Origin of the sequence: Curtobacterium sp. VKM Ac-1395 (genome assembly GCF_015350975.1) — a bacterium.
Classification (GTDB): Bacteria; Actinomycetota; Actinomycetes; order Actinomycetales; family Microbacteriaceae; genus Curtobacterium.
On sequence record NZ_JADKRX010000005.1, the window covers coordinates 154,863 to 177,623 of the forward strand.

General features: G+C 70.7%; 22 protein-coding genes and 1 tRNA gene. 10 read left to right on the forward strand and 13 right to left on the reverse strand.

Features of this window, described 5'->3' with window-relative positions:
• Nucleotides 1–5: 5 nt before the first annotated feature.
• A complete protein-coding gene (locus ITJ68_RS14250) occupies nucleotides 6–1,862 on the forward strand; it encodes an ABC transporter ATP-binding protein (protein ID WP_194662101.1) in 1,857 nt (618 codons plus the stop codon).
• 28 nt (nucleotides 1,863–1,890) lie between these two features.
• Here ITJ68_RS14250 and ITJ68_RS14255 read toward each other — a convergent pair whose 3' ends face one another.
• The 4 genes from ITJ68_RS14255 to ITJ68_RS14270 all read right to left on the reverse strand — a co-directional run bounded on the left by ITJ68_RS14255 (nucleotide 1,891) and on the right by ITJ68_RS14270 (nucleotide 6,602).
• Nucleotides 1,891–3,393, reverse strand: a complete 1,503-nt coding sequence (locus ITJ68_RS14255) for an NAD-dependent succinate-semialdehyde dehydrogenase (RefSeq protein WP_194662104.1) — start codon at nucleotides 3,391–3,393, stop codon at nucleotides 1,891–1,893.
• On the reverse strand, nucleotides 3,390–4,010 hold the full coding sequence (locus ITJ68_RS14260; RefSeq protein ID WP_194662106.1) for an isochorismatase family protein: 621 nt from the start codon (nucleotides 4,008–4,010) through the stop codon (nucleotides 3,390–3,392). Before ITJ68_RS14260 ends, ITJ68_RS14255 begins: the two co-directional genes overlap by 4 nt.
• Nucleotides 4,011–4,033: 23 nt before the next feature.
• Complete coding sequence (locus tag ITJ68_RS14265; protein ID WP_194662107.1) at nucleotides 4,034–5,530, reverse strand: D-alanyl-D-alanine carboxypeptidase/D-alanyl-D-alanine-endopeptidase; 1,497 nt, start codon at nucleotides 5,528–5,530, stop codon at nucleotides 4,034–4,036.
• Nucleotides 5,531–5,603: 73 nt separating this feature from the next.
• Entirely contained in the window at nucleotides 5,604–6,602 is a 999-nt protein-coding gene (locus ITJ68_RS14270) for a Gfo/Idh/MocA family protein (RefSeq protein ID WP_194662109.1), read from the reverse strand.
• Between the two features lie 151 nt (nucleotides 6,603–6,753).
• Here ITJ68_RS14270 and ITJ68_RS14275 point away from each other — a divergent pair, with 151 nt between their 5' ends.
• Together ITJ68_RS14275 and ITJ68_RS14280 are read left to right on the forward strand one after the other, a co-directional pair.
• On the forward strand, nucleotides 6,754–8,439 hold the full coding sequence (locus ITJ68_RS14275) for an HAD family acid phosphatase (RefSeq protein WP_194662111.1): 1,686 nt from the start codon (nucleotides 6,754–6,756) through the stop codon (nucleotides 8,437–8,439).
• A gap of 212 nt (nucleotides 8,440–8,651) precedes the next feature.
• A complete protein-coding gene (locus ITJ68_RS14280) occupies nucleotides 8,652–9,566 on the forward strand; it encodes a glycoside hydrolase family 16 protein (protein WP_194662113.1) in 915 nt (304 codons plus the stop codon).
• Between the two features lie 186 nt (nucleotides 9,567–9,752).
• Here the strand turns inward: ITJ68_RS14280 and ITJ68_RS14285 are convergent.
• The 9 genes from ITJ68_RS14285 to ITJ68_RS14325 form a co-directional block, all read right to left on the reverse strand.
• Nucleotides 9,753–9,825 (reverse strand) — tRNA-Thr (locus ITJ68_RS14285).
• A 122-nt stretch (nucleotides 9,826–9,947) separates the two neighbouring features.
• Entirely contained in the window at nucleotides 9,948–11,090 is a 1,143-nt protein-coding gene (locus ITJ68_RS14290) for a DNA polymerase III subunit delta' (protein WP_194662115.1), read from the reverse strand.
• 67 nt (nucleotides 11,091–11,157) lie between these two features.
• Nucleotides 11,158–11,790, reverse strand: coding sequence for a dTMP kinase (gene tmk, locus ITJ68_RS14295; protein WP_194662117.1), 633 nt, complete (start codon nucleotides 11,788–11,790; stop codon nucleotides 11,158–11,160).
• Entirely contained in the window at nucleotides 11,787–14,606 is a 2,820-nt protein-coding gene (gene topA, locus ITJ68_RS14300; RefSeq protein WP_194662119.1) for a type I DNA topoisomerase, read from the reverse strand. Before topA ends, tmk begins: the two co-directional genes overlap by 4 nt.
• 143 nt (nucleotides 14,607–14,749) lie before the next feature.
• On the reverse strand, nucleotides 14,750–15,115 hold the full coding sequence (locus ITJ68_RS19130; protein WP_268097684.1) for an Rv3654c family TadE-like protein: 366 nt from the start codon (nucleotides 15,113–15,115) through the stop codon (nucleotides 14,750–14,752).
• A complete protein-coding gene (locus ITJ68_RS19625) occupies nucleotides 15,081–15,413 on the reverse strand; it encodes a TadE family type IV pilus minor pilin (RefSeq protein WP_194662123.1) in 333 nt (110 codons plus the stop codon). The genes ITJ68_RS19130 and ITJ68_RS19625 overlap by 35 nt, the downstream gene beginning before the upstream one ends.
• A complete protein-coding gene (locus ITJ68_RS14315) occupies nucleotides 15,397–15,609 on the reverse strand; it encodes a DUF4244 domain-containing protein (protein ID WP_194662125.1) in 213 nt (70 codons plus the stop codon). The genes ITJ68_RS19625 and ITJ68_RS14315 overlap by 17 nt, the downstream gene beginning before the upstream one ends.
• 84 nt (nucleotides 15,610–15,693) lie before the next feature.
• Nucleotides 15,694–16,536 (reverse strand): type II secretion system F family protein, encoded by an 843-nt coding sequence (locus ITJ68_RS14320; protein ID WP_194662127.1) that lies wholly within the window; start codon nucleotides 16,534–16,536, stop codon nucleotides 15,694–15,696.
• A complete protein-coding gene (locus ITJ68_RS14325) occupies nucleotides 16,533–17,261 on the reverse strand; it encodes a CpaF family protein (RefSeq protein WP_416354653.1) in 729 nt (242 codons plus the stop codon). The genes ITJ68_RS14320 and ITJ68_RS14325 overlap by 4 nt, the downstream gene beginning before the upstream one ends.
• A 74-nt stretch (nucleotides 17,262–17,335) precedes the next feature.
• Between ITJ68_RS14325 and ITJ68_RS14330 the strand changes: the two genes are divergently transcribed.
• The 7 genes from ITJ68_RS14330 (at nucleotide 17,336) to ITJ68_RS14360 (ending at nucleotide 22,724) form a co-directional block, all read left to right on the forward strand.
• A complete protein-coding gene (locus tag ITJ68_RS14330) occupies nucleotides 17,336–18,823 on the forward strand; it encodes a recombinase family protein (protein ID WP_228505717.1) in 1,488 nt (495 codons plus the stop codon).
• A gap of 63 nt (nucleotides 18,824–18,886) precedes the next feature.
• A complete protein-coding gene (locus ITJ68_RS14335; RefSeq protein ID WP_194662131.1) occupies nucleotides 18,887–19,402 on the forward strand; it encodes a hypothetical protein in 516 nt (171 codons plus the stop codon).
• 36 nt (nucleotides 19,403–19,438) lie between these two features.
• Complete coding sequence (locus ITJ68_RS14340; protein ID WP_194662133.1) at nucleotides 19,439–19,870, forward strand: helix-turn-helix domain-containing protein; 432 nt, start codon at nucleotides 19,439–19,441, stop codon at nucleotides 19,868–19,870.
• Nucleotides 19,867–20,322, forward strand: a complete 456-nt coding sequence (locus ITJ68_RS14345; protein WP_194662135.1) for a hypothetical protein — start codon at nucleotides 19,867–19,869, stop codon at nucleotides 20,320–20,322. Before ITJ68_RS14340 ends, ITJ68_RS14345 begins: the two co-directional genes overlap by 4 nt.
• Nucleotides 20,323–20,696: 374 nt before the next feature.
• A complete protein-coding gene (locus ITJ68_RS14350) occupies nucleotides 20,697–20,978 on the forward strand; it encodes a hypothetical protein (protein ID WP_194662137.1) in 282 nt (93 codons plus the stop codon).
• Nucleotides 20,975–21,124, forward strand: a complete 150-nt coding sequence (locus ITJ68_RS14355) for a hypothetical protein (protein WP_194662139.1) — start codon at nucleotides 20,975–20,977, stop codon at nucleotides 21,122–21,124. Before ITJ68_RS14350 ends, ITJ68_RS14355 begins: the two co-directional genes overlap by 4 nt.
• A 265-nt stretch (nucleotides 21,125–21,389) precedes the next feature.
• A complete protein-coding gene (locus ITJ68_RS14360) occupies nucleotides 21,390–22,724 on the forward strand; it encodes an AAA family ATPase (RefSeq protein ID WP_194662140.1) in 1,335 nt (444 codons plus the stop codon).
• The last annotated feature ends 37 nt before the right edge of the window (nucleotides 22,725–22,761 follow it).

The window sequence follows — 22,761 nt, forward strand, 5'->3', positions numbered from 1 at the left end:
ACACGATGAGCCTCCCCTTCGCCCGCCCGAAGACGACCGACGGCCCCCGTGCCACGTTCGGACGTCTGCTGTCCTACCTGTTCGAGAACAAGCCGGCGATGGTCGTCATCATCGTGCTGAGCATCCTCGGAGCGGGCGCGTCCCTGGCGCAGCCGCTGCTGGTGAACCAGGTGATCACCGCGGTGCAGCACGGCAACACGCTGAGCATGCTCGTGTGGCTGCTGGTCGGGCTCGTCATCGTGGCCGGACTGCTCAACGGCATCCAGCACTTCCTGCTGCAGCGCGCCGGTGAGGGCGTCGTGCTCTCCACCCGCCGCAAGCTCATCGCGCGCATCCTGAACCTGCCCATCTCCGAGTTCGACACGCGCCGCACGGGCGACCTCGTGTCCCGTGTCGGCAGCGACACCACGCTGCTGCGGGCCGTCCTGACCCAGGGCCTCATCGAGTCGATCGGCGGCTCGCTCACCTTCATCGGCGCGATCATCGCGATGGCGATCATCGACCCGCTGCTGCTGGGCATCACCCTCGCCATCGTCCTCGTCGCCATCGTCGTGGTCGGCGGTCTCAGCCGGCGCATCCGCGCCGCGTCGAAGCGTGCGCAGGAGAAGGTCGGCGACCTCACCGCAGCCGTCGAGCGCGGCATCGGCGCCGTGCGCACCATCCGCGCCGCCGGTGCCACGGAGCGTGAGGTCACCGAGGTCGACACCCACGCGACCGAGGCCTACCGCCGCGGCCTCGACATCGCGAAGATGTCGGCGTTCGTCGTCCCCGTCGCGAGCATCGTGATGCAGGTGGCATTCATCGCCGTCCTCGGCGTCGGCGGGGCCCAGGTCGCCGCGGGCACGATCACCATCGCCACGCTCATCACCTTCATCCTGCTGCTCTTCATGATGATCATGCCGCTCGGGCAGGCCATGGGGGCAGCGGTCGCCGTCGCCCAGGCGCTCGGCGCGCTCGGCCGGATCGAGGAGATCCTGCACCTGCCGACCGAGGACCAGGACGACGCCGCCGTCCGGCCCGCCGCAGCGGTCGCCACCGACGACGCCATCACCTTCGAACACGTGTCGTTCCGGTACGCCCGCTCCGCCGACGCGAGCGGTCCCGACGGCGCGGTCGCGTCCGGCGACCGTGCCGACCAGCCAGGAGGCCGTGGTCAAGTCGCCGGGGCGTCCGACGACGAGCAGGCGGTGCTGCACGACGTCTCCTTCCGCGTGCCGCGCGGATCGCGGGTCGCCCTCGTCGGACCCTCTGGCGCGGGCAAGTCCACGACCCTCGCCCTCATCGAGCGCTTCTACGACCCGACCGACGGCGTCATCCGCCTGGGTGGGATCGACGTCCGCGGGCTGGACCGCGACGAGCTCCGCGCACAGATCGGGTACGTCGAGCAGGACGCTCCCGTGCTCGCCGGCACCATCCGGGCCAACCTGCTGCTCGGGTCACCGACCGCGTCGGAGCAGGACTGCGTCCGCGTGCTCGAGGCCGTCAACCTCGGCGAGGTCCTGCACCGTGACGCCCGCGGGCTCGACGCCCAGGTCGGTGAGGACGGCGTGATGCTGTCCGGTGGTGAGCGCCAGCGCCTGGCGATCGCCCGTGCCCTGTTGGCCGCTCCCCCGATCCTGCTGCTCGACGAGTCGACGTCCTCGCTCGACGGCGTGAACGAGCAGAAGATGCGCCTGGCCATCGACGCCGTCGCCGAGGACCGCACCCTGCTCGTGATCGCACACCGGCTGTCCACCGTCGTGGACTCGGACGTCATCGTCGTGCTCGAGCACGGCCGGGTCGTGGGTGTCGGGACGCACTCGGAACTCGTCGAGTCGACCCCGCTGTACCGGGACCTGGCGAAGCACCAGCTCCTGGTCTAGCGGGGTCGATCGCCGCCGTCGGGGTCGACTAGCGCGCGAAGGGGTCTGGTGTCAGGACGTACACGGTCTCGAGGTACTCCTCGATGCCCTCGTGCGAGCCCTCGCGCCCGATCCCGGAGGCCTTGACGCCGCCGAAGGGGAACGCGGCGTTCGACACCACCCCGGTGTTCAGCCCGAGCATGCCCGTCTCCAGCCGCTCGGCCAACCGCTGCCCGCGGGCGAAGTCGGACGTGTAGGCGTAGGCGACGAGGCCGTACTCGGTGTCGTTCGCGAGCCGGATGCCCTCGTCCTCGGTGTGGAACCGCGTGATCGCCACGACCGGTCCGAAGATCTCGGTCGTCAGGATGTCGGATCCGGGCTGCACGTCGTCGAGGACGGTCGGCGCGTAGAACGTCCCCTGGCGGTCGACCCGCTCGCCGCCGGCGACGAGCCGGGCCCCGCGCTCCACGGCGTCGTCGACGAGCGCGGCGGCCTTGTCGACCGCACGGCCGTCGATGAGCGGCCCGATGGTGGTGCCGTCCTCCGAGCCACGGCCGATGCGGAGCGCCTCCACCTTCGCCGTGAGGGCCGCGAGGAACGCGTCGGCGATGCCGTCCTGCACGAAGAAGCGGTTGGCGGCCGTGCAGGCCTCACCGACGTTGCGGAACTTCGCCTGCATCGCGGACGTGACGGCGGTGTCGAGGTCGGCGTCGTCGAACACGAGCAGCGGGGCGTTGCCGCCGAGCTCCATGCTCGTGCGGAGGACGTTGTCGGCCGCCTGCTTGAGGAGCGCCGAGCCGACGGGCGTCGACCCGGTGAAGGTGAGCTTGCGCAGCCGGCGGTCGGCGATGATCGGCGCCGAGAGCTCCTTGGCGTCCGAGGACGTCACCACGTTGAGGACACCGTCCGGCAGCCCTGCCCGACGGAACAGCTCTGCGAGGAACAGCGTGGTCAGCGGCGTCAGGTCGGCCGGCTTGATGACGACCGTGCACCCGGCGGCGAGCGCCGGGGCGATCTTCCTGGTCGCCATCGCCAGCGGGAAGTTCCACGGCGTGATCGCGTAGACGGGGCCGACGGGGCGCTTCAGCACGATGCCGCGACCGGTGCCCTCGGGGTTGGTGCGGTAGTCACCGCCGATGCGGACGGCCTCCTCGGAGAACCAGCGGAGGAACTCGGCGCCGTAGACGACCTCGCCCCGGGACTCGGCGAGGGGCTTGCCCATCTCCAGGGTCATCAGCGCCGCGAGGTCGTCGGTGTGCTCGTGCACCAGGTCGAACGTCCGGCGGAGGACGTCGGAGCGTTCCCGGGGGGCGGTGGCGGCCCAGGCGTGCTGCGCGGCGACGGCGGCGTCGAGCGCGGCGATGCCGTCCTCGGGGGTGGCGTCGGCGACCTCGGCCAGGACGGCGCCCGTCGAGGGGTCCTGCACGGCGATGGTCCGTCCGCCGGTCGCGGGGCGCCAGCTGCCGCCGATGAGCAGGCCCGTGGGGACGTCCTCGACGCGGACGTGCTCGTCGGCGACGGTCGTGGTGGTGGTCGTGTCGTTCGTGGTCACAGCTGTGCTCCTCCGGGGTTCGCGAGCCCCTCGTCCATGTCGCTCCGGTCGACGTGGCCGCCGCCGGTGCGGATCTCGTCGAGTGCGGCGGCACTGCGGGTCGGGTCCACCCCGACCACCAGGTCCTCGAACACCACGACGTCGAGCCCGGCGCGCAGGCCGTCCTCGGCGGTGGCGCGCACGCAGTGGTCGGTGGCGATCCCGACGATGTCGATCTCGTGCACCTGGCGGTCGAACAGCACGTCGACGAGGTCCTGGCCGGACTCCGTCGTGCCCTCGAACGCCGAGTAGGCCGGTGCGCCCTGCCCCTTCATCACGTGGACGTCGATCGGCGCCGTGTCGAGGTCGGGGTGGTACTCGGCACCAGGCGTCCCGGCGACGCAGTGCACCGGCCAGGTCGTCTCGAAGTCGGGGGCGTCCGCGCGGGCGAAGTGGCCGCCGTTGTCCCCGTCCGCGTCGTGCCAGTCGCGGGAGCCGACGATGAGGTCGTACTCGTCAGCGTGTCGAGCGAGGAAGGCGGTGATGCGGGTGGCGAGGTCGTTGCCGCCGCCGACGCCGAGCGCACCGCCCTCGGTGAAGTCGTTCTGCATGTCCACCACGAGGAGAGCCCTGGTCATGGACCCATCCAACACCCGTCGGCTCAGGACCCCGTGAGGCGGTTCCCGCAGGAGTACGCGGCCGCGGTCACCGCGTCGAGTGCCGGGAGCGCCGAGGCCCGCGGGGAGCCGATCGCGTAGAAGGCGAAGGTCAGCTTGGTGCCGTCCGCGGCGTCGATGTACCCGCCGAGGGTGTTCGCGCTGTCGATCCAGCCGGTCTTCGCGTGCACGGCCCCGCGGGCGACGGCGTTCGCACCCGTGAAGCGGCTGGTGAGCGTGCCCGACTGGCCGGACACCGGCAGCACCTGGGCCAGCGTGCCGAGGCCCTTCGCACCGGCGGCGACCGGGACCATGAGGTGCGCCACGAACGCCGGGGACACCGCGTTCGCGGCGCTCTCCCCGGAACCGTCCTTGATCACGATGCCGGCTGGGTCGACCCCGTAGGTGGCGAGCGCCCGCTGGTACACGCCGGAGAGCGACGCGGCGGACCCACCGCCGCCGGACTCCCGCGAGGAGATCCTGGCGAGCATCTCGGCGAGGGTGTTGTCGGAGTTCGGGATCATCTGCCCGATGAGTGTGGACACCGGCTGCGAGGACACCGTCGCGATCGTGGTCTGGCTCGTCGTGGCCCGCTTGACCAGCTGTGCGTTCCCCGCACCGACGACGCCGGCGTTCGCGAGGGCAGTGCGGAACGCCGCACCGGCGCGTCCGACAGGGTCCTCGGAGCGGGGCGAGGTCGCTGCTCCGGGGTTCGCGCGGTCGCCGTCGACCATGAGTGCGGTCACCTTCGGCTGGTACCCGATGGTGCGCTCGCTCACGGGCCAGGTCGGGTCCCAGGCGTCGGCGTCGTCCCAGTAGGTGTCGTCCGTGACGATCGTGGAGACGGGGGTCGCGCCGAGGCGCGCCTTCACCTGCTGCGCGAGCTGCGCGAGCGTGGGGGCCCCCGGGTAGACCGTGGCGCCGCCCTGCGACAGGGTGGCGTCACCGTGGCCGACGATCGCGATCGTGCCGCTGCCCTCGTCGGTGACGGTGGTGGGGATCGTGTGGCCGCCGCCGAGGACCGCCAGTGCCGTCGCGGTCGTCAGGGTCTTCATGACGCTGCCGGTCTGAGCCGGGGTGTCACCGCTCCTGGAGAACAGTGTCTCCCCCGTCGTGGCGTTCATGACGAAGCCCTCGAAGGTGCCGAGCCCGGGCGCCGAGGCCGCACCCGCGATCGAGCAGGTCCGAGCGGGAGCCGCCGCCTGCGCCGGGGTCGGCGTCGGCGTCGCGGTCGGGGTGGCGCTCGGCGTCGACGTCGGTGTCGGTGTCGGCGTCGCCGAGGGCGTCCGGGTCGGCGTGGCGGAGGCCGTCGTGCGCCCCGAGGCCGAGGCCGCAGGGGTGGGTGCATCAGCCGACGCGATCGCGACGGCGCCGCCCGACCCGATCGCGACGACGGCGACCAGTCCACCCACCGCCCACGGCAGCGGCTTCCGCTTGATCGAGCCGCGGATCGCGGAGAGGCCGCCACGGAGGCGGTCGGGGAAGGACTGGTGCTCGGACATCGGAAGCGATCCTACGGAAGTGCGGGAGGAGCCTCCAGGCCGGGTTCGCCGACCTGTGGAGGACCGGGAGGCCCTAGCCGACGGTGGAGGAGGCGGAGTCGGCGGCGTAGCGGACGCCGACCTGTCGGCGGGCCTCGTCCATGGCGGCCATCACGACGACGGTCTCCTCGGGGTCCATCGCGCCGCCCTCGTGGTCGCCGGACGCGACCATCGCCTCGAAGGCGCGGACCTCGTGCGCGTACCCGGACAGTTCCTCGCGGCCGTCGAACTCCTCGACGACGGCGCCGTCCCGGTCGCGGAGCCGCCACGTCGTCGGGGTGTACCAGGTCGCGTCGACGTCGATCCGGCCGTCCTCGCCGATGATCGACGCCGTGTTGGGGCTCCGCACGTCCAGCGCGAAGTGCACGATGGACTGCGTCCCGCCCTCGTGGGTCATCACGATGCCCATCTGCGTGTCCACGCCCTGGTCGCTGAGGGTGCCGGCTGCGGCGACCGCGGTCGGCGCTCCTAGGACGTCGATCGCGAACGAGATCGGGTAGACGCCGAGGTCCAGGATCGCGCCGCCGCCGAGTGCGGGGTCGTTGAGCCGGTGCGTCGGGTCGTCCGGGAGCGCCTGGTGGTGGGTGGCCTCCACGAGTCGGGGGCGGCCGATGCGTCCCTCGGCGACGAGCTCGCGGATCATCGTCATCTGCGGCAGGAAGCGGGTCCACATCGCCTCCATCACGGCGACGTCGGCACGTCGTGCGGCGTCGACGACCGTGCGGGCCTCGTCGGCGGTGATGGTGAACGCCTTCTCGACGAGCACATGCTTGCCGGCGGCGATGGCCAGCAGGGCGTCCTGGGCGTGACGGGAGTGCGGCGTGGCCACGTAGACCGCGTCGACCTCGTCGTCCGCGACGAGGTCCTCGTAGCTGCCGTGCGCGTGTGGGATGCCGTGCTCGGCGGCGAAGGCGTCGGCGCTCTCCTGCGTCCGGCTGCCGACCGCGGTGAACACCACCCCCGCCGCGGTGCAGTCGCCCACGAAGGTCCGGGCGATGCCGCCCGTCCCGATGACTCCCCATCGAACCGTCATGTGCCATGTCTACCAGCAGGTCCTCCACACCTGTCGGTCTGTTCATGTCCCTCCACATGCAGCGGATTGCTCTGGACTGCACGGCCGATTGCCAGCTAGCGTGCTCGGGTGTCCCCCGGTCAGGGGTCGCCACCTCGAGATCAGGATCCCCATGCGCCGTTCCGCGTCCCCTTCCCGGTTCCTCGCCGTCGCCGCGGCGGCAGCAGCTGTCGTCGTCACGTCCACCGTCGTCGGCGCCGTCCCGGCGTCAGCGCACGGATGGGGCGCACCCGGCCACGGGCACGGCCACGGGAGCGACGCCGCACTCGCACCGCGGACCGCCTTCTCGATGGCGCCGGACGGGTCCGCCGGTGCGACGCAGGGCGGCGAGGGCATCCCCAACATCGACTCCGTCAAGAAGACCATCGCCACCTACTACGGCGACCCCGGCACGGGCATCGCCGACAAGGCGGACTCCCCCTACATCCGCGAGATGGCCGGCATCGTCGCCCGGCAGACGGCGCAGCTGCAGCGGATCCACGACCACGCGGTCCGCCGCGGCGAGAAGCCCGCGATCGTGCTCGACGCCGACGACACCACCCTGTGGACCTACGACATGGAGGTGGCGGACATGCACTTCGTGTTCGACCCCACCGAACAGGACGTCTGGGTGCAGGACCAGCGCTTCCCGGCCACCCCGTCGATGGTGGGCTTCGTGAACACCGCGTCGCGGATGGGCTTCACGGTCTTCGGGCTCACCGGCCGGAACGACGACCAGAAGGCGGCCACCGTCGCCAACCTCACCAAGGTCGGGTACCAGGGCTTCACCCCGGACACCTTCTTCACGAAGTGGACCGGCGTCGGCGCCTCCCAGCAGCCGTCGTACGTGCAGTGCGCGACCGCCAAGTGCACCACCGTCGAGTACAAGGCCCAGACCCGCAAGCACATCGAGCAGGACCTCGGGTACGACATCACGCTGAACGTCGGCGACCAGTGGAGCGACCTGCAGGGCGGGTACGCCGACCGCACCCTGAAGCTCCCCAACCCGACCTACTACCTGCCCTCGACGAACCTGCCGGGTGTCACCGAGCCCCGGCTCGCACCGCGGACCCGGTTCACGATGGCGCCGGACGGCTCCTCCGGTGCCACGCAGGGCGGTGAGGGCATCCCGAACATCGACTCGGTGAAGTCCACGATCGCGACCTACTACGGCGACCCGGGCACCGGCATCGCGAACAAGGACGACTCCCCCTACATCCGCGAGATGCGCTCGATCGTGGCCCGCCAGGCACCGGTCATCGCCGCCCAGTGCGCCGCCGGCCGGTACCAGCACCGCAACCCCGCCGTGGTCCTCGACGCGGACGACACCACGCTGTGGACCTACGACATGGAGGTCGCCGACATGCACTTCGTGTTCAACCCCGCCGAGCAGGACGTCTGGGTCCAGGACCAGCGCTTCCCGGCCACCCCGTCGATGACGTCCCTCGTCGCCGTCGCGCAGCGGTCCGGCTGCACCGTCATCGGACTGACCGGCCGCAACGACGACCAGAAGGCGGCCACGATCGCCAACCTGCAGCAGGTCGGCTTCCCGCAGTTCGCCGCCGAACGCCGTGGCACGCAGACGTACTACACGAAGTGGACCGGTGTCGGTGCCTCGCAGCAGCCGTCGTACGTGCAGTGCGCCACTGCCAAGTGCACGACGGTCGAGTACAAGTCGCAGACACGTGCGCACATCGAGTCGCGCAGCGGCGGGCACCACGACGTCGTGGCGAACATCGGCGACCAGTTCAGCGACCTGCTCGGGGGGTCGGCCGACCGGTCCGTCAAGCTGCCGAACCCCACGTACTACCTGCCGTGAGCAGCCACCCTGCGCAGATTGCCCCCCGGACTGGGGACGGCCATCACGTCGCACACTGTCATGTCAGCGGGAAGCCGCAAAGGGTGCGCTGACCTGCCTGCCGGACCAGACACCTCGGACGCGCGTCGTTAGCGTTGAGGCGTACTCGAAGGTGATGACGAGAACGATCTGGACCCTGGAGATCCCTGAGGCAGATGTTCCGCGGGGTTCCCATGATCAAGCGTGTGATGACAGTGGTGGTGGTGGCGGCGGGTGCGGCGGCGCTGGCCCTCGCGACCGTCGCCCCGGCCGGCTCCTCCGAGCCCGCCCCCGGGACGGCCGGCAGCTCGGTGCAGAGCGCCACTCCCTCCGCTCCCACGACGAAGCAGCCCTCGGCTGCGGGGTCTGCAGCGTCCGCGCCCGTCGACGAGTCGACCACGCCCGCCGTCCCGCCCGTCACCGCCGCGACGGCGGAACCAGGTCCGGCGGCGCCCCCGGCTGCTGCTGACGTGACGACGGTCCCCCCGGCTGGCACCACGTTCTCCGAGGGCTTCGACACGCCCGCGTCGGCAGGTGGTGCCTTCGCTGCCACCTACGCGAACGCCTGGCAGCCCTACCCCGACGCCACCGGAGGCAAGTACTGGTCGAGCCTGGTCGCGAGTGCCCACGACGGCGTGATGGACGTCGCCCTGGACGGTTCACACGGTGTCGCCGGCACGTTCGGGACCCCGACTGATGCCTGGTCGCACGTCGGAGGGACCTTCAGCATCCGCGCGAAGGCCAGCGGCGGCGCCGGCAACGGCGTGGCCGTGATGCTCTGGCCGACGTCGAACGTCCGGAGCGACGGCGAGCTGAACTACCCCGAGGGGCAGTTCGACGGGCGCCCGACGGTCTTCCACCACTCGATGGTCCCCGGACACGAGGACACGGCCAAGTCGATCGACACGCACGTCTCGTGGCACGGCTGGCACACCTACACGACCGACTGGGTCCCCGGGCAGTACGTCAAGTACTACCTCGACGGCGAGCTCATCGGCACGGTGACCCAGAACGTCCCCACGACGGCGCACCGCTACATGGTCCAGACCGGCAACTGGGGCCAGCCGGGGCACCTGCTCATCGACTGGGTCGCCACCACCACGAACTGACGCGGCGGCCCGGTGGAGTCGGGTGGACGCCAGCTGCCGCGCTCGCGCTCCTGACGGCCGCGTTCTGCACACCGCCGACCGCCGCGGTCACGTGAGGCGTGACGCGTGACGCGTGACGTGCCAGAACACAGAGAAGGCCCCGGTCTGACCTGCGCGTGAACGCGGTCTGACCGGGGCCTCCGAGGGAGCCGCCTGTCGGAATCGAACCGACGACCTATTCATTACGAGTGAATCGCTCTACCGACTGAGCTAAGGCGGCGGACGCTCCGGAACCGGAGCGGCACGGGTCACGACTATACAGGTTCAGACGGGTGAGCGCGAAACGAGCGCACCGCGCGCGTCGGCCGCGGTCCCCCTGCGTCCCACCGGAGGTCGCTGAGGTCAGCGCAGCGCGCGCACCAGGGTGACCAGGAGCGCTTCGAGTGCCAGCAACGCAGCGACGTTCGCGGCGATCCGCTGACGCGCCAGAGCGATCGCATCGAGGATCTCGAGCGCCGCCGCCGGCGGGACCGACTCCTGGGCACGGTCGAGCTCGGCCTGCATCGCGAGGTTCACCGGTTCGCCCGGCGCACCGAGTCCCATGAGCAGGAGGTCCCGGTAGAGCGAGGACACGTCGACCAGGATGCGGTCGAGGCCGTCGCGGAGGCTCCTGGTGGCCCGACGCTTCTGGTCCTCCTCCATGGCGCGGAGCTGCGACCGGAGCGCCGGCGGGACCGTGCCACCGGGTTCGACCCCGAGGGACCGGAGGGCGGCGTCACGCTCCTCTGCGTCGCGCTCGAGGGTGATGGACTTGGCGTCCTCGTCGGCGACGGCGAGGAGCTCAGCCGCGGCGGTGACGGCCTCCCCGACGCTCCGGATGCCGAGCACGGTCTGCAGGGTCCTGCGCCGACGCTCCCGGGCCTCTGGGCTGGTGGCGAGGCGCTGTGCCATGCCGATGTGGCTCTGGGCCTGCCGTGCCGCGTCGAGCGCGAGGGCGTGGTCGACACCCGTCCGGCTGACGAGCAGGTCGGCCACGGACTCGATGTCGGGGACCCGGAGCCGGACCGAACGGACGCGGGACCGGATGGTCGGGAGCAGGTCGGCCTCACTCGGCGCACACAGGATCCACACGGTGCGCTCCGGCGGTTCCTCGAGCGCCTTGAGCAGCAGGTTGGACGTGCGCTCCGTCATGCGGTCGGCGTCCTCGATGATGACGACACGCCACCGGCCCACGGACGGCGAGTAGTACGACGACGTGACGAGGTGCCGGATCTCGTCGATCGTGATGATCACCCGCTGCGTGGTCAGCACGGAGACGTCCGGGTGCGTGTGCGCCGTGATCTGTCGGAGGGTGTGGTCGTCGTCCGGGCCGGAGCCGACGAGGGCTGCGGCGAAGGCGGTCGCGACGTTGGACCTGCCGGACCCTGCGGGGCCGGTGATCAACCACGAGTGGGTCATCCCGCCGGTGCCGTCGGGCGACTCGGCCGCGTTGCGGAGCGCGGCGACCGCTTCGTCCTGGCCGGTCAGGCCGTCCCACACGCTCACGCGGACATCCTGGCAGCGACCACCGACGGGGCGCGCGTCCCGGCGGCAACGGCCGACGGCGCCGCGCTCAAGTGTCGATCCCGACGAGCGGTGCCAGCGCGCGGCGGATCGCCTGCTGGACGTCGTCCGCGGGCTGGGCGGCGTCCACCACGAGGAACCGGTCGGGCTCGGCGTCCGCCATGTCCAGGAAGGCCCGGCGGACGGTGTCGTGGAACGCAGCGGCTTCGGACTCGAGACGGTCGAAGGTGTCGCCACGAGCGGCAGCGACGCGGGCACGGCCCTCGGCGACGTCGAGGTCGAGCAGCACCGTCCGATCGGGCCGGAGGCCGTCGGCAGCCCACGCAGAGACGTCGCGGACGTGGTCGGCACCGAGACCACGGGCCACGCCCTGGTACGCGACGGAGGAGTCGATGTAGCGGTCCTGCAGCACGACGTCGCCCCGGGCGAGCGCCGGCCGCACCACGGTCTCGACGTGGTGCGCCCGGTCGGCTGCGTACAGCAGGGCCTCGGCGCGCGGGGCGATGTGCCCCCGCTCGTGCAGGACGATCTCCCGGATGCGGAGCCCGAGGTCGGTGCCCCCGGGTTCGCGGGTGCGCACGACCGTGCGGCCATGGGCCTCGAGCCACGCCGTCAGGAGTTCGACCTGCGTGGTCTTCCCCGCCCCGTCGCCGCCCTCGAGCGTGATGAAGCGGCCGGTCACTTCTTCTTGGCCGGAGCGCGTCGCGCGGGGGCCTTCTTCTTCACGGGGCCCTTCGCGCGCTTGTCGGCGAGCAGCTGGACGGCCCGTTCGAAGTCCACGGCCTCGACCTCTTCGCCGCGCGGGATCGTGGCGTTCGTCTCACCATCGGTGACGTACGGCCCGAAACGGCCGTCCTTCATCTTGATCGGCTTGCCGGACACCGGGTCCGCTTCGAACTCCTTGAGCGACGCACTCGCGGCGCGCTTGGCGCCGTACTTCGGCTGCGCGAAGATCTCGAGCGCGCCGGCCAGGTCGACGTCGAAGATGGCGTCCTCGCTCGGCAGCGTGCGGGTGTCCGTCCCCTTCTTCAGGTACGGGCCGTAGCGACCGTTCTGCGCGGTGATCTCGTCGCCGGACTCCGGGTCGGCGCCGACGGTCCTGGGCAGGGACAGCAGCTTCAGCGCCGTCTCGAGGTCCACGCTCTGCGGGTCCATCGACTTGAACAGCGACGCGGTGCGCTCCTTCGGAGCGGCAGCCTTCTTCGCGGGCTTCTTGGCCTTGGTCGCCGTGGCGGTCGTCCCGGCGGCGGCGGCCTTCTTCGCGGCGGCTGCGGTGGTCTTCTTCGCAGCAGCGGTGGTCGCGACGGGCTCCGGCTCGGCAGGGGTCTCGATGACCTCTCCCGTGGCGGGGTCCACCTGGGGCTCGGGCTCGGGCGTGCGCTCGGTCACGTACGGACCGAAGCGGCCGTCCTTCGCCAGGACCTCTTTCCCCGTCTCCGGGTTGATGCCGACCACGCGGTCGCTGACGACCGGGGCCTCGACGAGTTCGCGGGCCTTCTCGGCCGTGAGCTCGTCCGGGGCGAGGTCCTCGGGGACGTTGACGCGGCGGGGCTTCTCCGGGTCGTCGCTCGGGGTCTCGATGTACGGGCCGTACCGACCGATGCGGAGGGTCAGCCCGGGCGAGAGCTCGACGGAGTTGATCTCCCTGGCGTCGATCTCACCGAGGTTGTCGATGACCGTGCGGAGGCCGCGCTGGTCTCCGCCACCGAAGTAGAAGCCCTTGAGCCAGTCGACGCGGTCGGCCTCGCCGTTGGCGATCCGGTCGAGGTCGTTCTCCATCTCGGCCGTGAAGTCGTACTCCACGAGGTCGCCGAAGTAGTCCTCGAGCAGCCGGACCACGCTGAACGCGATCCAGTTCGGGACGAGCGAGGTGCCACGCGGGGTCACGTAGCCGCGGTCGACGATCGTCGAGATGATCGCGGCGTACGTGGACGGACGCCCGATGCCGAGCTCCTCCAGCGTCTTGACCAGGCTGGCCTCGGTGTAGCGGGGCGGGGCGGAGGTGTCGTGGCCCTTGGCCTCGACCTCGTCGACGCCGAGGTGGTCGCCCTCGGTCATCACCGGGAGCTTGGCGTCCGCGGCGTTCGCCGATGCGTCGTGGCGCTCTTCGTCGCGGCCTTCTTCGTAGGCGTTGAGGAAGCCGCGGAACGTGATGACGGTGCCGGACGCGGTGAACTCGACGTCCGTGCCCGTCGCCGTGGACGCGAGGCCCTCGACGGACTCCGTGGAGGTGATCCCGAGGACCACGGACGCGGTGGAGCCCTTGGCGTCGGCCATCTGCGACGCGACGGTGCGCTTCCAGATGAGGTCGTAGAGCTTCCAGTCGTTGCCGCGGAGGACCTTCTCCATCTGCGACGGCGTGCGGAACACGTCACCGGCGGGACGGATGGCCTCGTGGGCTTCCTGGGCGTTCTTGCTCTTGCCGGCGTAGCTGCGCGGCTTGTCCGGGATGGTGTCCCCGCCGTAGAGCTCGGCGGCCTGCTTGCGGGCGGCGGCGACGGCCTGCTGCGAGAGCGACGCGGAGTCGGTTCGCATGTAGGTGATGTGGCCGTTCTCGTACAGCGACTGGGCGACGCTCATCGTCTGGCGCGCGGAGAAGCGGAGCTTGCGCGCGGCCTCCTGCTGCAGGGTCGACGTGGTGAAGGGCGCGGCCGGTCGTCGCGTGTAGGGCTTGGAGTCGACGCTGCGCACGACGGCGTCCCCGGCACGCTCGAGCACGGCGGTCAGGGCGGTGGCGGAGGCCTCGTCGAGCCGCACGGCGTCGGAGGTGGTGACACCGCGGTCGTCGAAGTCACGGCCGGAGGCGACACGCGTGCCGTGGATCCGGGCGAGCTTGGCCGTGAACGCGCTGTCGCCGGCCTTCTCGAATCGAGCGGTCAGGTCCCAGTAGTTCGCCGAGACGAAGGCGAGTCGCTCGCGCTCCCGGTCGACGACGAGTCGGGTGGCAGCGGACTGCACGCGGCCGGCGGACAGGCCGGGGCCGACCTTGCGCCACAGCACCGGCGAGACCTCGAAGCCGTAGAGACGGTCGAGGATGCGGCGGGTCTCCTGGGCGTCGACCAAGGCGGTGTCGAGTTCGCGGGTGGCTTCCTGAGCCCGCTGGATGGCTTCCTTGGTGATCTCGTGGAAGACCATGCGCTTGACGGGCACCTTGGGCTTCAGGACCTGCAGGAGGTGCCACGCGATGGCCTCGCCCTCGCGGTCCTCATCTGTTGCGAGGTAGAGCTCGTCGGCGTCCTTCAGAGCGCGCTTGAGGTCGGCGACCGTCTTCTTCTTGGCGTCGGAGACCACGTAGTACGGCTCGAACCCGTTGTCGACGTCGACCGAGAACTTGCCGATCGACCCCTTCTTGAGCTCCGGGGGCAGGTTCTTGGGCTCGATGAGGTCACGGATGTGTCCGACTGACGCCTGGACTTCGTATCCGTCACCGAGGTATTGCGCGATCGTCTTCGCCTTCGCGGGGCTCTCGACGATCACGAGCTTCTTCGTGCCTGGCACGTGACTCCTTGATCGATGGTGCTGTCGGCCCTGGGACGCGGACGCGCCCGGGTCGACCGGGACATCGATGACCGGCGGGCCGACAGGCACACCATACACACAGTGACGGGGATGCCCGCCGGGTCGATGTCCGGGCCGTGTCGTCATCTGTCGACGGGCGGAGGACCGGCGAGCGCGGCGGCTTCCACCGTGAACGGACCGGCACGCAGGCCCACCCGGATCCGGACGACGGCGTCGGCGACGTCGCACGAGGAGACCCGCGCCCCGTTGCCGCGCGCGGTCCGGTCCGCGGCTGCGCACGGTGCGCCGGGGACCAGCCCGACAGCTGCCGCTGCCCCGGCCACGGCGGCGGCGTCTGCGGCCCCCTGGGACCGCACGACCGCGACCCGTGTCCCCGCGGCGGCGAGGAGCACCGTGGCCAGGAACACCGTCGTGGTGACGACGCCGACCATGACGACCGTCGCGGAACCGCGGTCAGCGGCCGCCGTCCGCCGCGCAGCCCGTCGCACCGAGCGTGAGGGAGGAGAAGGGCCCGCTGCCCGTGCGCTCGACGGTGACGCAGACCAGTCCGTCGTGCCGGGCGACGTGGCTGTCGGATCCACCGGCGAGACGCCCCAGGGCAGCCCGGGCACCGTCGGCGTCGTCCCGGCCCCAGGCCCGGGCGGCCGTGGCGGCAGCGACCTGCAGACGACCCTGCGCGTCGACGAGCACGACCCCGCCGATCGCCAGGGACACGACCACGGCCACGACGGGCAACGCGACGGCGAACTCGACCGTGACGGCACCGCGGTCACAGGGAGAGCGCACCGCGGACCAGGTCGGTGAGGATCGCCTGGACCTCGCCGGAGCGCATCACCGCCACGAGGACGCCGGCGAAGGCCACCGCGGCGAGGATCACGACGGCGTACTCGGCGGTGGCGGACCCGCGGTCGTCGTCGAGTGCAGGAGGACGGTGGACGTCGGAGCGGCGAACGGGCTGGGCGTCCGGGGTGTGGGTGGTCATGGTGGGTTCCCTTCTCTTCTGGTGGGACCAGCCTGGCGACCGGGCACGACCGACGACCCGGCCCAGGACGCACCCGTGGACAAGTCATCCGATCCCCGGGACGGTGGAGGACAGGATGCCGACCACCACGGGGACCACCCCCACGAGCACGAACGCCGGCAGCACACACGTCCCGAGCGGCAGCACGAGCCGGACGCCGAGCCGTTCCGCAGCGGCCAGGGCTTCCGCGGCGACGTCGTCGCGCACGTCGTCAGCGGCGGCCCGGAGCAGCGCCGCGGCCGGCACCCCGGCCCGACGGGCCAGGTCGAGCGTCTCCCCCAGCCGCGCTGCCTCGACGGGCCGCGACGGTCGCTGGCCGAGGGCCGTGCGGACGGCCGACGCGGCACTCGTCCAGGAGCCTCCCCCGGCGAGCGCCACCGCCCATGCGTCGAGGAGCACCCCCGGGATCCCGCTCTCCGGGGTCGCGGCGCGGATCATCCGCGCGGTCCAGGCACGACCGACGCCGACCAGGAGCAGCGCGGACGTGCCACAGACCCACCCCACGGGCGAGCCCAGGAGCACCGCCGCGGTGTCGATCCCCCACAGGGAGCCGAGCACGACACCGAGCACCGGCAGCGCGAGCACGACGTTCGCACTGGTCCGTGGTCCGGCGAGCGCGACCTGGACGGCACGGTCGCCGGACGCCGCGCGCCGCAGGGCTCCTGCCAGCGCGCGGAGCGTGGGTGCGACGGGTGCCCCCGTGCGCTCGGCGACGGCGAGGACGGCGTGGACGTCGTCCCACGCGGGAGCGCCGCTGCCCTGCTCGGCGTCGAACGCCGCCAGGGTCATCGCCCGGGGCGCCGGGATCCCGGCCGCGACCAACGTCGCCACCTGGTCGAGCGCCCGGGCAGCACGGACCGGGTCGAACGCCGGAGCCGGCCGGCTCACCGACGCTCGGCGACCAGGACCGGACGTCGACGGCCATGGGGCTCCGTCCCGGCCCCCGGTGCGACGGCCAGGCGACCGGCGGAGTCGACCCCGAGCCTCCCGACAGCGGCCAACCGCCGTGATCCCCGTGAACGCTCCAGGTGCAGCACGAGGTCGAACGCGCTCACGGCCTGCCGTGCGAGCGCGTCGGGGGCGAGCCCTGCCAGCGCGCCGAGGGCTTCCAGCCGCGCGGGCACGTCGGCGATCCCGTTCGCGTGCACGGTCCCGGCGCCGCCGTCGTGCCCGGTGTTGAGCGCCGACATCAGCTCCCGCACCTCGGCACCGCGGCACTCGCCGACGACGATCCGGTCCGGCCGCATCCGCAGGGCCTCGCGGACGAGCCGGTCGAGCCCGAGCGCTCCCGCGCCCTCTGCGTTCGCCTGCCGGGCCTCGAGCCCCACCACGTGCGGGTGGTCGACGCGGAGCTCGGCGACGTCCTCGACCGTGACGATGCGTTCGTCGTGCGGGACGAGCGCGAGCATGGCCGCCAGCAGCGTCGTCTTCCCGCTGCCGGTGGCGCCGGAGACCAGGACGTTCCGCCGCCGCGCGACCGCGTCCTCGACGAGTCGTCGCGGCACCCGGGCGAACACGCCGCTGTGCGTCAGGGAGTCGATCGTCGGCGGTGCGCCGCGCGGGAGACGGATGGACAGGGTCGTCCCGCGCACCGCCACGGGTGCGAGGACCACGTGGACACGGATGCCGTCGCCGTGGCGGACGTCCGCGATCGGGGTGGACTCGTCAAAACCGTAAAATTGACACTATGGAAGAACGTCAGACGGCCGGGAGCGCCCAGAAGGCCCTCCCGGCCGCAATCTACGCCCGGATCAGCCGCGACAAGGCCGGAGCAGGGCTCGGTGTGGACCGCCAGGAGGCGGACTGCCGGGCTCTCGCGGAACGACTCGGTTGGGACGTGGTGGCGGTCTTCGTTGACAACGACATCAGCGCGTATGACCGCCGCAAGGTGCGCCCGGAGTACCGCGCGATGCTGGAAGCGGTGAGGACCGGACAGATCCGAGGTGTGGTGGCCTGGCACCCCGACCGGCTGCATCGTCGGGCAGCCGAACTCGAAGAGTTCATCGCGGTGGCCGAAGCCCACAGCCTCGCGATCCAAACCGTCCAGGCGGGCTCGTACGACCTCGCTACCCCCGCTGGGCGCATGGTGGCTCGCATGCTCGGAGCCGCAGCCCAGCACGAGGTGGACCACAGCCGGGAGCGGGTGCAGCGAGCGAAGGAGCAGGCAGCCGCGAGCGGGAAGTACCGCGGCGGCATCCGCCCGTTCGGCTTCGAGAAGGACGGCGTGACGATCCGCGAGTCCGAGGCCAAGGTGATCCGCGACGCGACGAAGGCCGCGCTCGCAGGACGCACCCTCGCAGCCCTGACGCGCGAGCTCAACGAGCGCGGTGTCCAGACTTCTGGACGCTCCGAGACGTGGAAGTACGGCGCCCTGCGGGACATGCTGATCCGGCCTCGAAACGCCGGCTTGCTCGCACGGGGCCTCCCCGGGAAAAAGGGGCAATCCTACGAGTTCGAGGTGCTCGGACCGGCGTCTTGGCCTGCGATCGTGTCGGAGGACGAGTGGCGCGCCCTCGTGTCGCTCGTCACGGACCCCTCGCGCCGCCTGACGCCCTCCAACGAGACGAAGTGGCTCGGGTCAGGCATCTACCGTTGCGGAGTCCCCATCGTTGACGAGAACGGCCAGGCGCACCCCTGCGGTGGCACACTCCGAGCAACCCCTCACGGTGGCACCTACGCCCGCCAGTACGAGCGGCGCTACCTCTATAGGTGCACGGAGTCCGCGCACCTCACGATCGGCCAGAAGCAGACGGACGAGTACGTGCGAGGCGTGGTCGCTGAGCTTGTACGAGACCCCCGAATCGTCGCAGCGATGAGCCCTGGGACGCCTGACCTCGCGGCGGACCGCGAGCAGCGCAGTGCGCTCTCTGCCCGCCTGGAAGCGTTCGAGACGGACTATGCGCTTGGGAACGTCACCGGTCCGCAACTCGCGAAGGCGACCGCGACGGTCGAGGCGGAACTGGCGAAGGTGGACGCGAGGCTCGCCAAGGGCCTCAGCCGGTCGGCATCATCGTCGGTACTGCGTGCCCCTGATCCCGGACAGGCGTTCCTCGACGCGCCGATCGACGTGCAACGAGCCGTTCTCGCGTCCGTCCTCCGAGTCGAGGTCCTGCCAGCTCTGTCCCGCGGCTCGAAGTGGAGTGCAAAGCGGCTCCGATTCACGCACAGAGGCTAGACCCCAACTTGGGGGCAGCCGCCGCGGCGCGGTGCAGCGCGAAGCGAACCTAGGATGACTCACATGTCCGCACCCGTCTCACGGTGCTCGGAGCGCTCTCCCATCGAGTACGTGTGGGCAGCAGGACCGGGCTCGAAGTCTCACATCGAAGCTGCCGTTGACGCTCTGATGAACACTCTCCGCGGCGACGGACGCCAGTGGGGGCCCTACAACGAACCGCTCGCGCGTACCGAGTTCCGTCGACGCCTCGAAGCCGCCGAACGAGGAGAACTCGAGCCCGTCGACGAAGTGGACGACTTGAAGACCGGCACGGCCGGGTGGCTGTATGAGATCCGGTGGTCCGGCATCTCCGTGCGGTACTTGGACGAGGAGGGCAAGCCCGCGTACTACGACGCAGAAGTGCGAGCGATCCACGGAGAACCTCCTCGCCTCCCGATGCACGTCATCGGCGTCCACGTCCACGAGAAGGTCTGGTGGAACGACGATCCGGCTCGCACAGAAGCGGCGCAGAACGCAGAAATACAACTGGCCGTCGGCAAGTTCTGGGGTCTAGAGCCCTCGAACTGGGGCCTCGTCTAAGTTCACACACACACGAACGGATATAGAGTCCAGTCTATGAACGACAGCGACAGCGCTATCGAAGCTCGTGCGGAAGCTCTCGTCGAGGATCATGAGCGACTGCTGCGCGACCTGGTGAAGCATCGTAAGGGCCACGACCTCTCGCAAGAAGTTGTCGCCGAGCGGATGGGCGTCACTCAGCCGACGGTTGCAGCCTTCGAGCGGTATGACGCGAACCCGACCCTCGCAACGCTTCGGCGGTACGCGCTGGCGGTGGGTGTCCGCCTTCATACCGACGTCGATGACGATTGTGTGGTCCACGCGTCCAACTCCACGCGCGGAGTCGAGATCGTGAACGTCTCGTTCTCGCCCAAGCCGAAGTTCCTCTACTGGGTGACGGCGGGCCGTGAGGACCGACACGACGAGTGGGACATGCCCTCGTACGACCTGGCCGAGATTGCTGTGACGAGCAAGCTGCACAGCCGATGAGCACGCAAGACTTCTTCGTCGACAACCTGGACGTCGTTCGGTTCCGGGCATCCCAGGGCGATCAGACCGAAGAACACATCAAGTGGCGGGTCGGCTACGCGCCGGCATCCGAAGAGGGTGTGAACGGCCAGCACATCCGCGTCGTCATCGCCACGCTCCACGTCGGGGGCAACGGCGGCTGGGCCGAGATCGACGCGGGCGCGTTCCTGGTCAGCGACGACGAGGGACCCGACGACGACAATCTCGAAGCAGCTGTCCGGCAGTCGATTGCAGTCGAGGCAGTCTATGACTTCGCGCGCAGCCACCTCCGGGGCTTGCTAGCGACGATCGGCGTCTTCGTCGACATCCCCGTTGCCAGCCCAGATCCGGACATGTTCGTCCTCGTCCCTCACGATGACGTCGAGGAGCCCGACGACGAGGAAGATCCGCGCGCCACGCAGGAAAGCGAGTAGACCGCAGGGGCGAAATCCGTCGATTTGTGGCGCTGTGCGCCCCGCTGCCACGTCGAGAGCGTGAGTCTGTCTCCCCTGTCAGGCGGCGGGGCGTTCAGCGCCGCAAAACGGCGGATTTCGACACGTGAGCCGCAGGCCCAAACTGTTAGAATGTTGGTAGTGGGAAGCTCGAAGGCTCCCCGCTCACTTGCTCGGGCAGGCACCGTCTGACCCGCGGAAGAACGCAGGCGATCCAGCGCCTAGACCGTGTAAGACCACGCCGACAGGCCTGATGGTGACGGAACAGCGTTGGGGTACATCGACCGGACGGGCCGTTACGAAGAACCGCGGAACGCGGCGAGCAGTAGGTGCAACCTCCATCGAGGAGTTGCCCCATGTCCGATCAGGACACGAAGCAGCGCGCCAAGCGCTACAAGACCTATCCCTCCGCTGCCGACTACTTCCAGTGCGGTCCGCGCGCCGTCGAACGCTGGGTCCGAGAAGGTTGGGTCGCCGGGTACCGCGACACGACCGGAACCATTTTCGTCGACCTCGACGAGATCGAAGCCGCCTTCGCCGCCGGGAAGATGCGCGACCCGCGCAAGCGCTACGGCTCGAAGGCCCGCATCGTCCCGCTGCCGAGAATCCCCGAGCCTGCCGCTGAGGACGCCAAGTGACCGGCATCGCCGCGGCTCTCGACGCGCGCGACCGGCAGGACGCCGCTCGCGCTCACGCGCGCTCGCTCCCGCCGCTCACCGACGCGCAGGTCGCGCGCGTCGCCGCACTGCTCACGCTCGGCCGCACTCCGGAGCCGAAGCGATGAGCGACAGCCAGCAGCCGATCAAGAACCCGAACAGCCCTTCCCGGCACGGTTCCCCGAAGGACTGCGACGAGTGCGGACGCCGGTTCCGCCCCTGGGTCAAGGGCGGCCGGTTCTGCTCCGTGCAGTGCCGCTCCGCGTCCTGGTCACGACGCTTGCAGTCCGTCCGAGAACCGCGCCCCACGCCGATCGTGAGCCCTGAGCAGGCGAAGGCATTCCAGGACGAAGCTCGGGCGGCGCTCGACAACCTCAGGAAGCGACTGAACGGATGAACCGCGAGACCTACGAGCAGTACGCGACCTTCGAGTACCGGGGCAGGACAGCTACCCGCGTGCGCTACCTGCTGATCGAGCACGAGGGCATAGTGCACGATCCAGATGCGAGGCCTGACCGGACCGGCTGGGCTTACGAGTGGTCACAGCTCACCCCGGAGGCCGCGGACGAACGCCGCAAGATCCTCGCTGAGGGCACCTTCTGGCGCGACGCTGACCAACTGAGCCCGGCTCAGACGAACTACGAGCGCGCCAGTATCCTTCGCACGTACGAAGGCCTGCCCAGCGCCTTCGCGAGCCGTCCCAGCGGCGCCGTGCGGCCCTACATCCCGGGGCTCTGGCACCACCACTCCGTGCCGATGCTCGGTGGACCGCCGAAGGTCGGGAAGTCGCTGCTCGTCTGCGACCTCACCGCTTCCCTCGTGATCGCCGGCCGGAGGTTCCTCGACCACTTCGAGCCCGTGAACGTGACACCGGAAGAGCGGGCGCGCCCGATCGTGCTCGTGAACGCCGAGAACCCCGAGGCGGACATGCACGAGGCTCTGCTCGCGACCGGCCTCGAGTACGACGCCGAGGGCGACCCGTACCCGTTCTACCTCGACCCGGACGACGACGGGACGGGGTCGATGTTGTTCGTCGTGCACCTCGAAGCCGCAGGAGGTGCCGACACGTTCGACCTCACGAAGCGGGACGTCTACGACCGCTGGGAGTTCGAGCTGCTGGGGCTTGCACGAGTGGCGGGGCCTCCCCTGACGCTGATCGTGGATGGGGTGACGGCCATCCTCAACAGCGACACCACACGGTACGGCCGGTGGTACTCGGAGTTCCGCAGGCTGCTGAAGTCGGTGGACGTGCCGAACGGACTCCCGACGGGCCACACAGGGATGAAGAACGGCTACCTGATGAACGGCGTCGAGTCCATGGCCGGGCAGGACGGGCTGTGGACGTACGACGCGAACGAGCCCTACGTGAACCCCCGGGCGCTGCGCCGATTCCGGACGGTGCCACGGCTCCACGCGCCCGCAATCGGTCCCACGCCGGTCGTCGTGGGCGAGGACGGGCGGCTCCGGCTCGACCCCTCGGGAGTCGCGAGAGACCGGGCTCAGGAGGCTCAGCCGTCGCCTGACGACAAGCGCCGCTACCTGCGCGACCAGATCGCCGCACTGACAGCCGCGCGGCAGGACACATACACGCGGGCGGTGTGCGGGACTGGCGAGGCCTACACCGAGCACGCGGCGATCCTCAGGCGGATGGAGCAGGACGGGGAGGTGCGGAAGGATCGCAAAGGGCAGGGGTTCGTCTGGTCCCTGGTCGCCCCAGAATCCGCCTGAGTTCGGAGCAGCCGAGTTGCGGGTGTTCGGGTTCCTA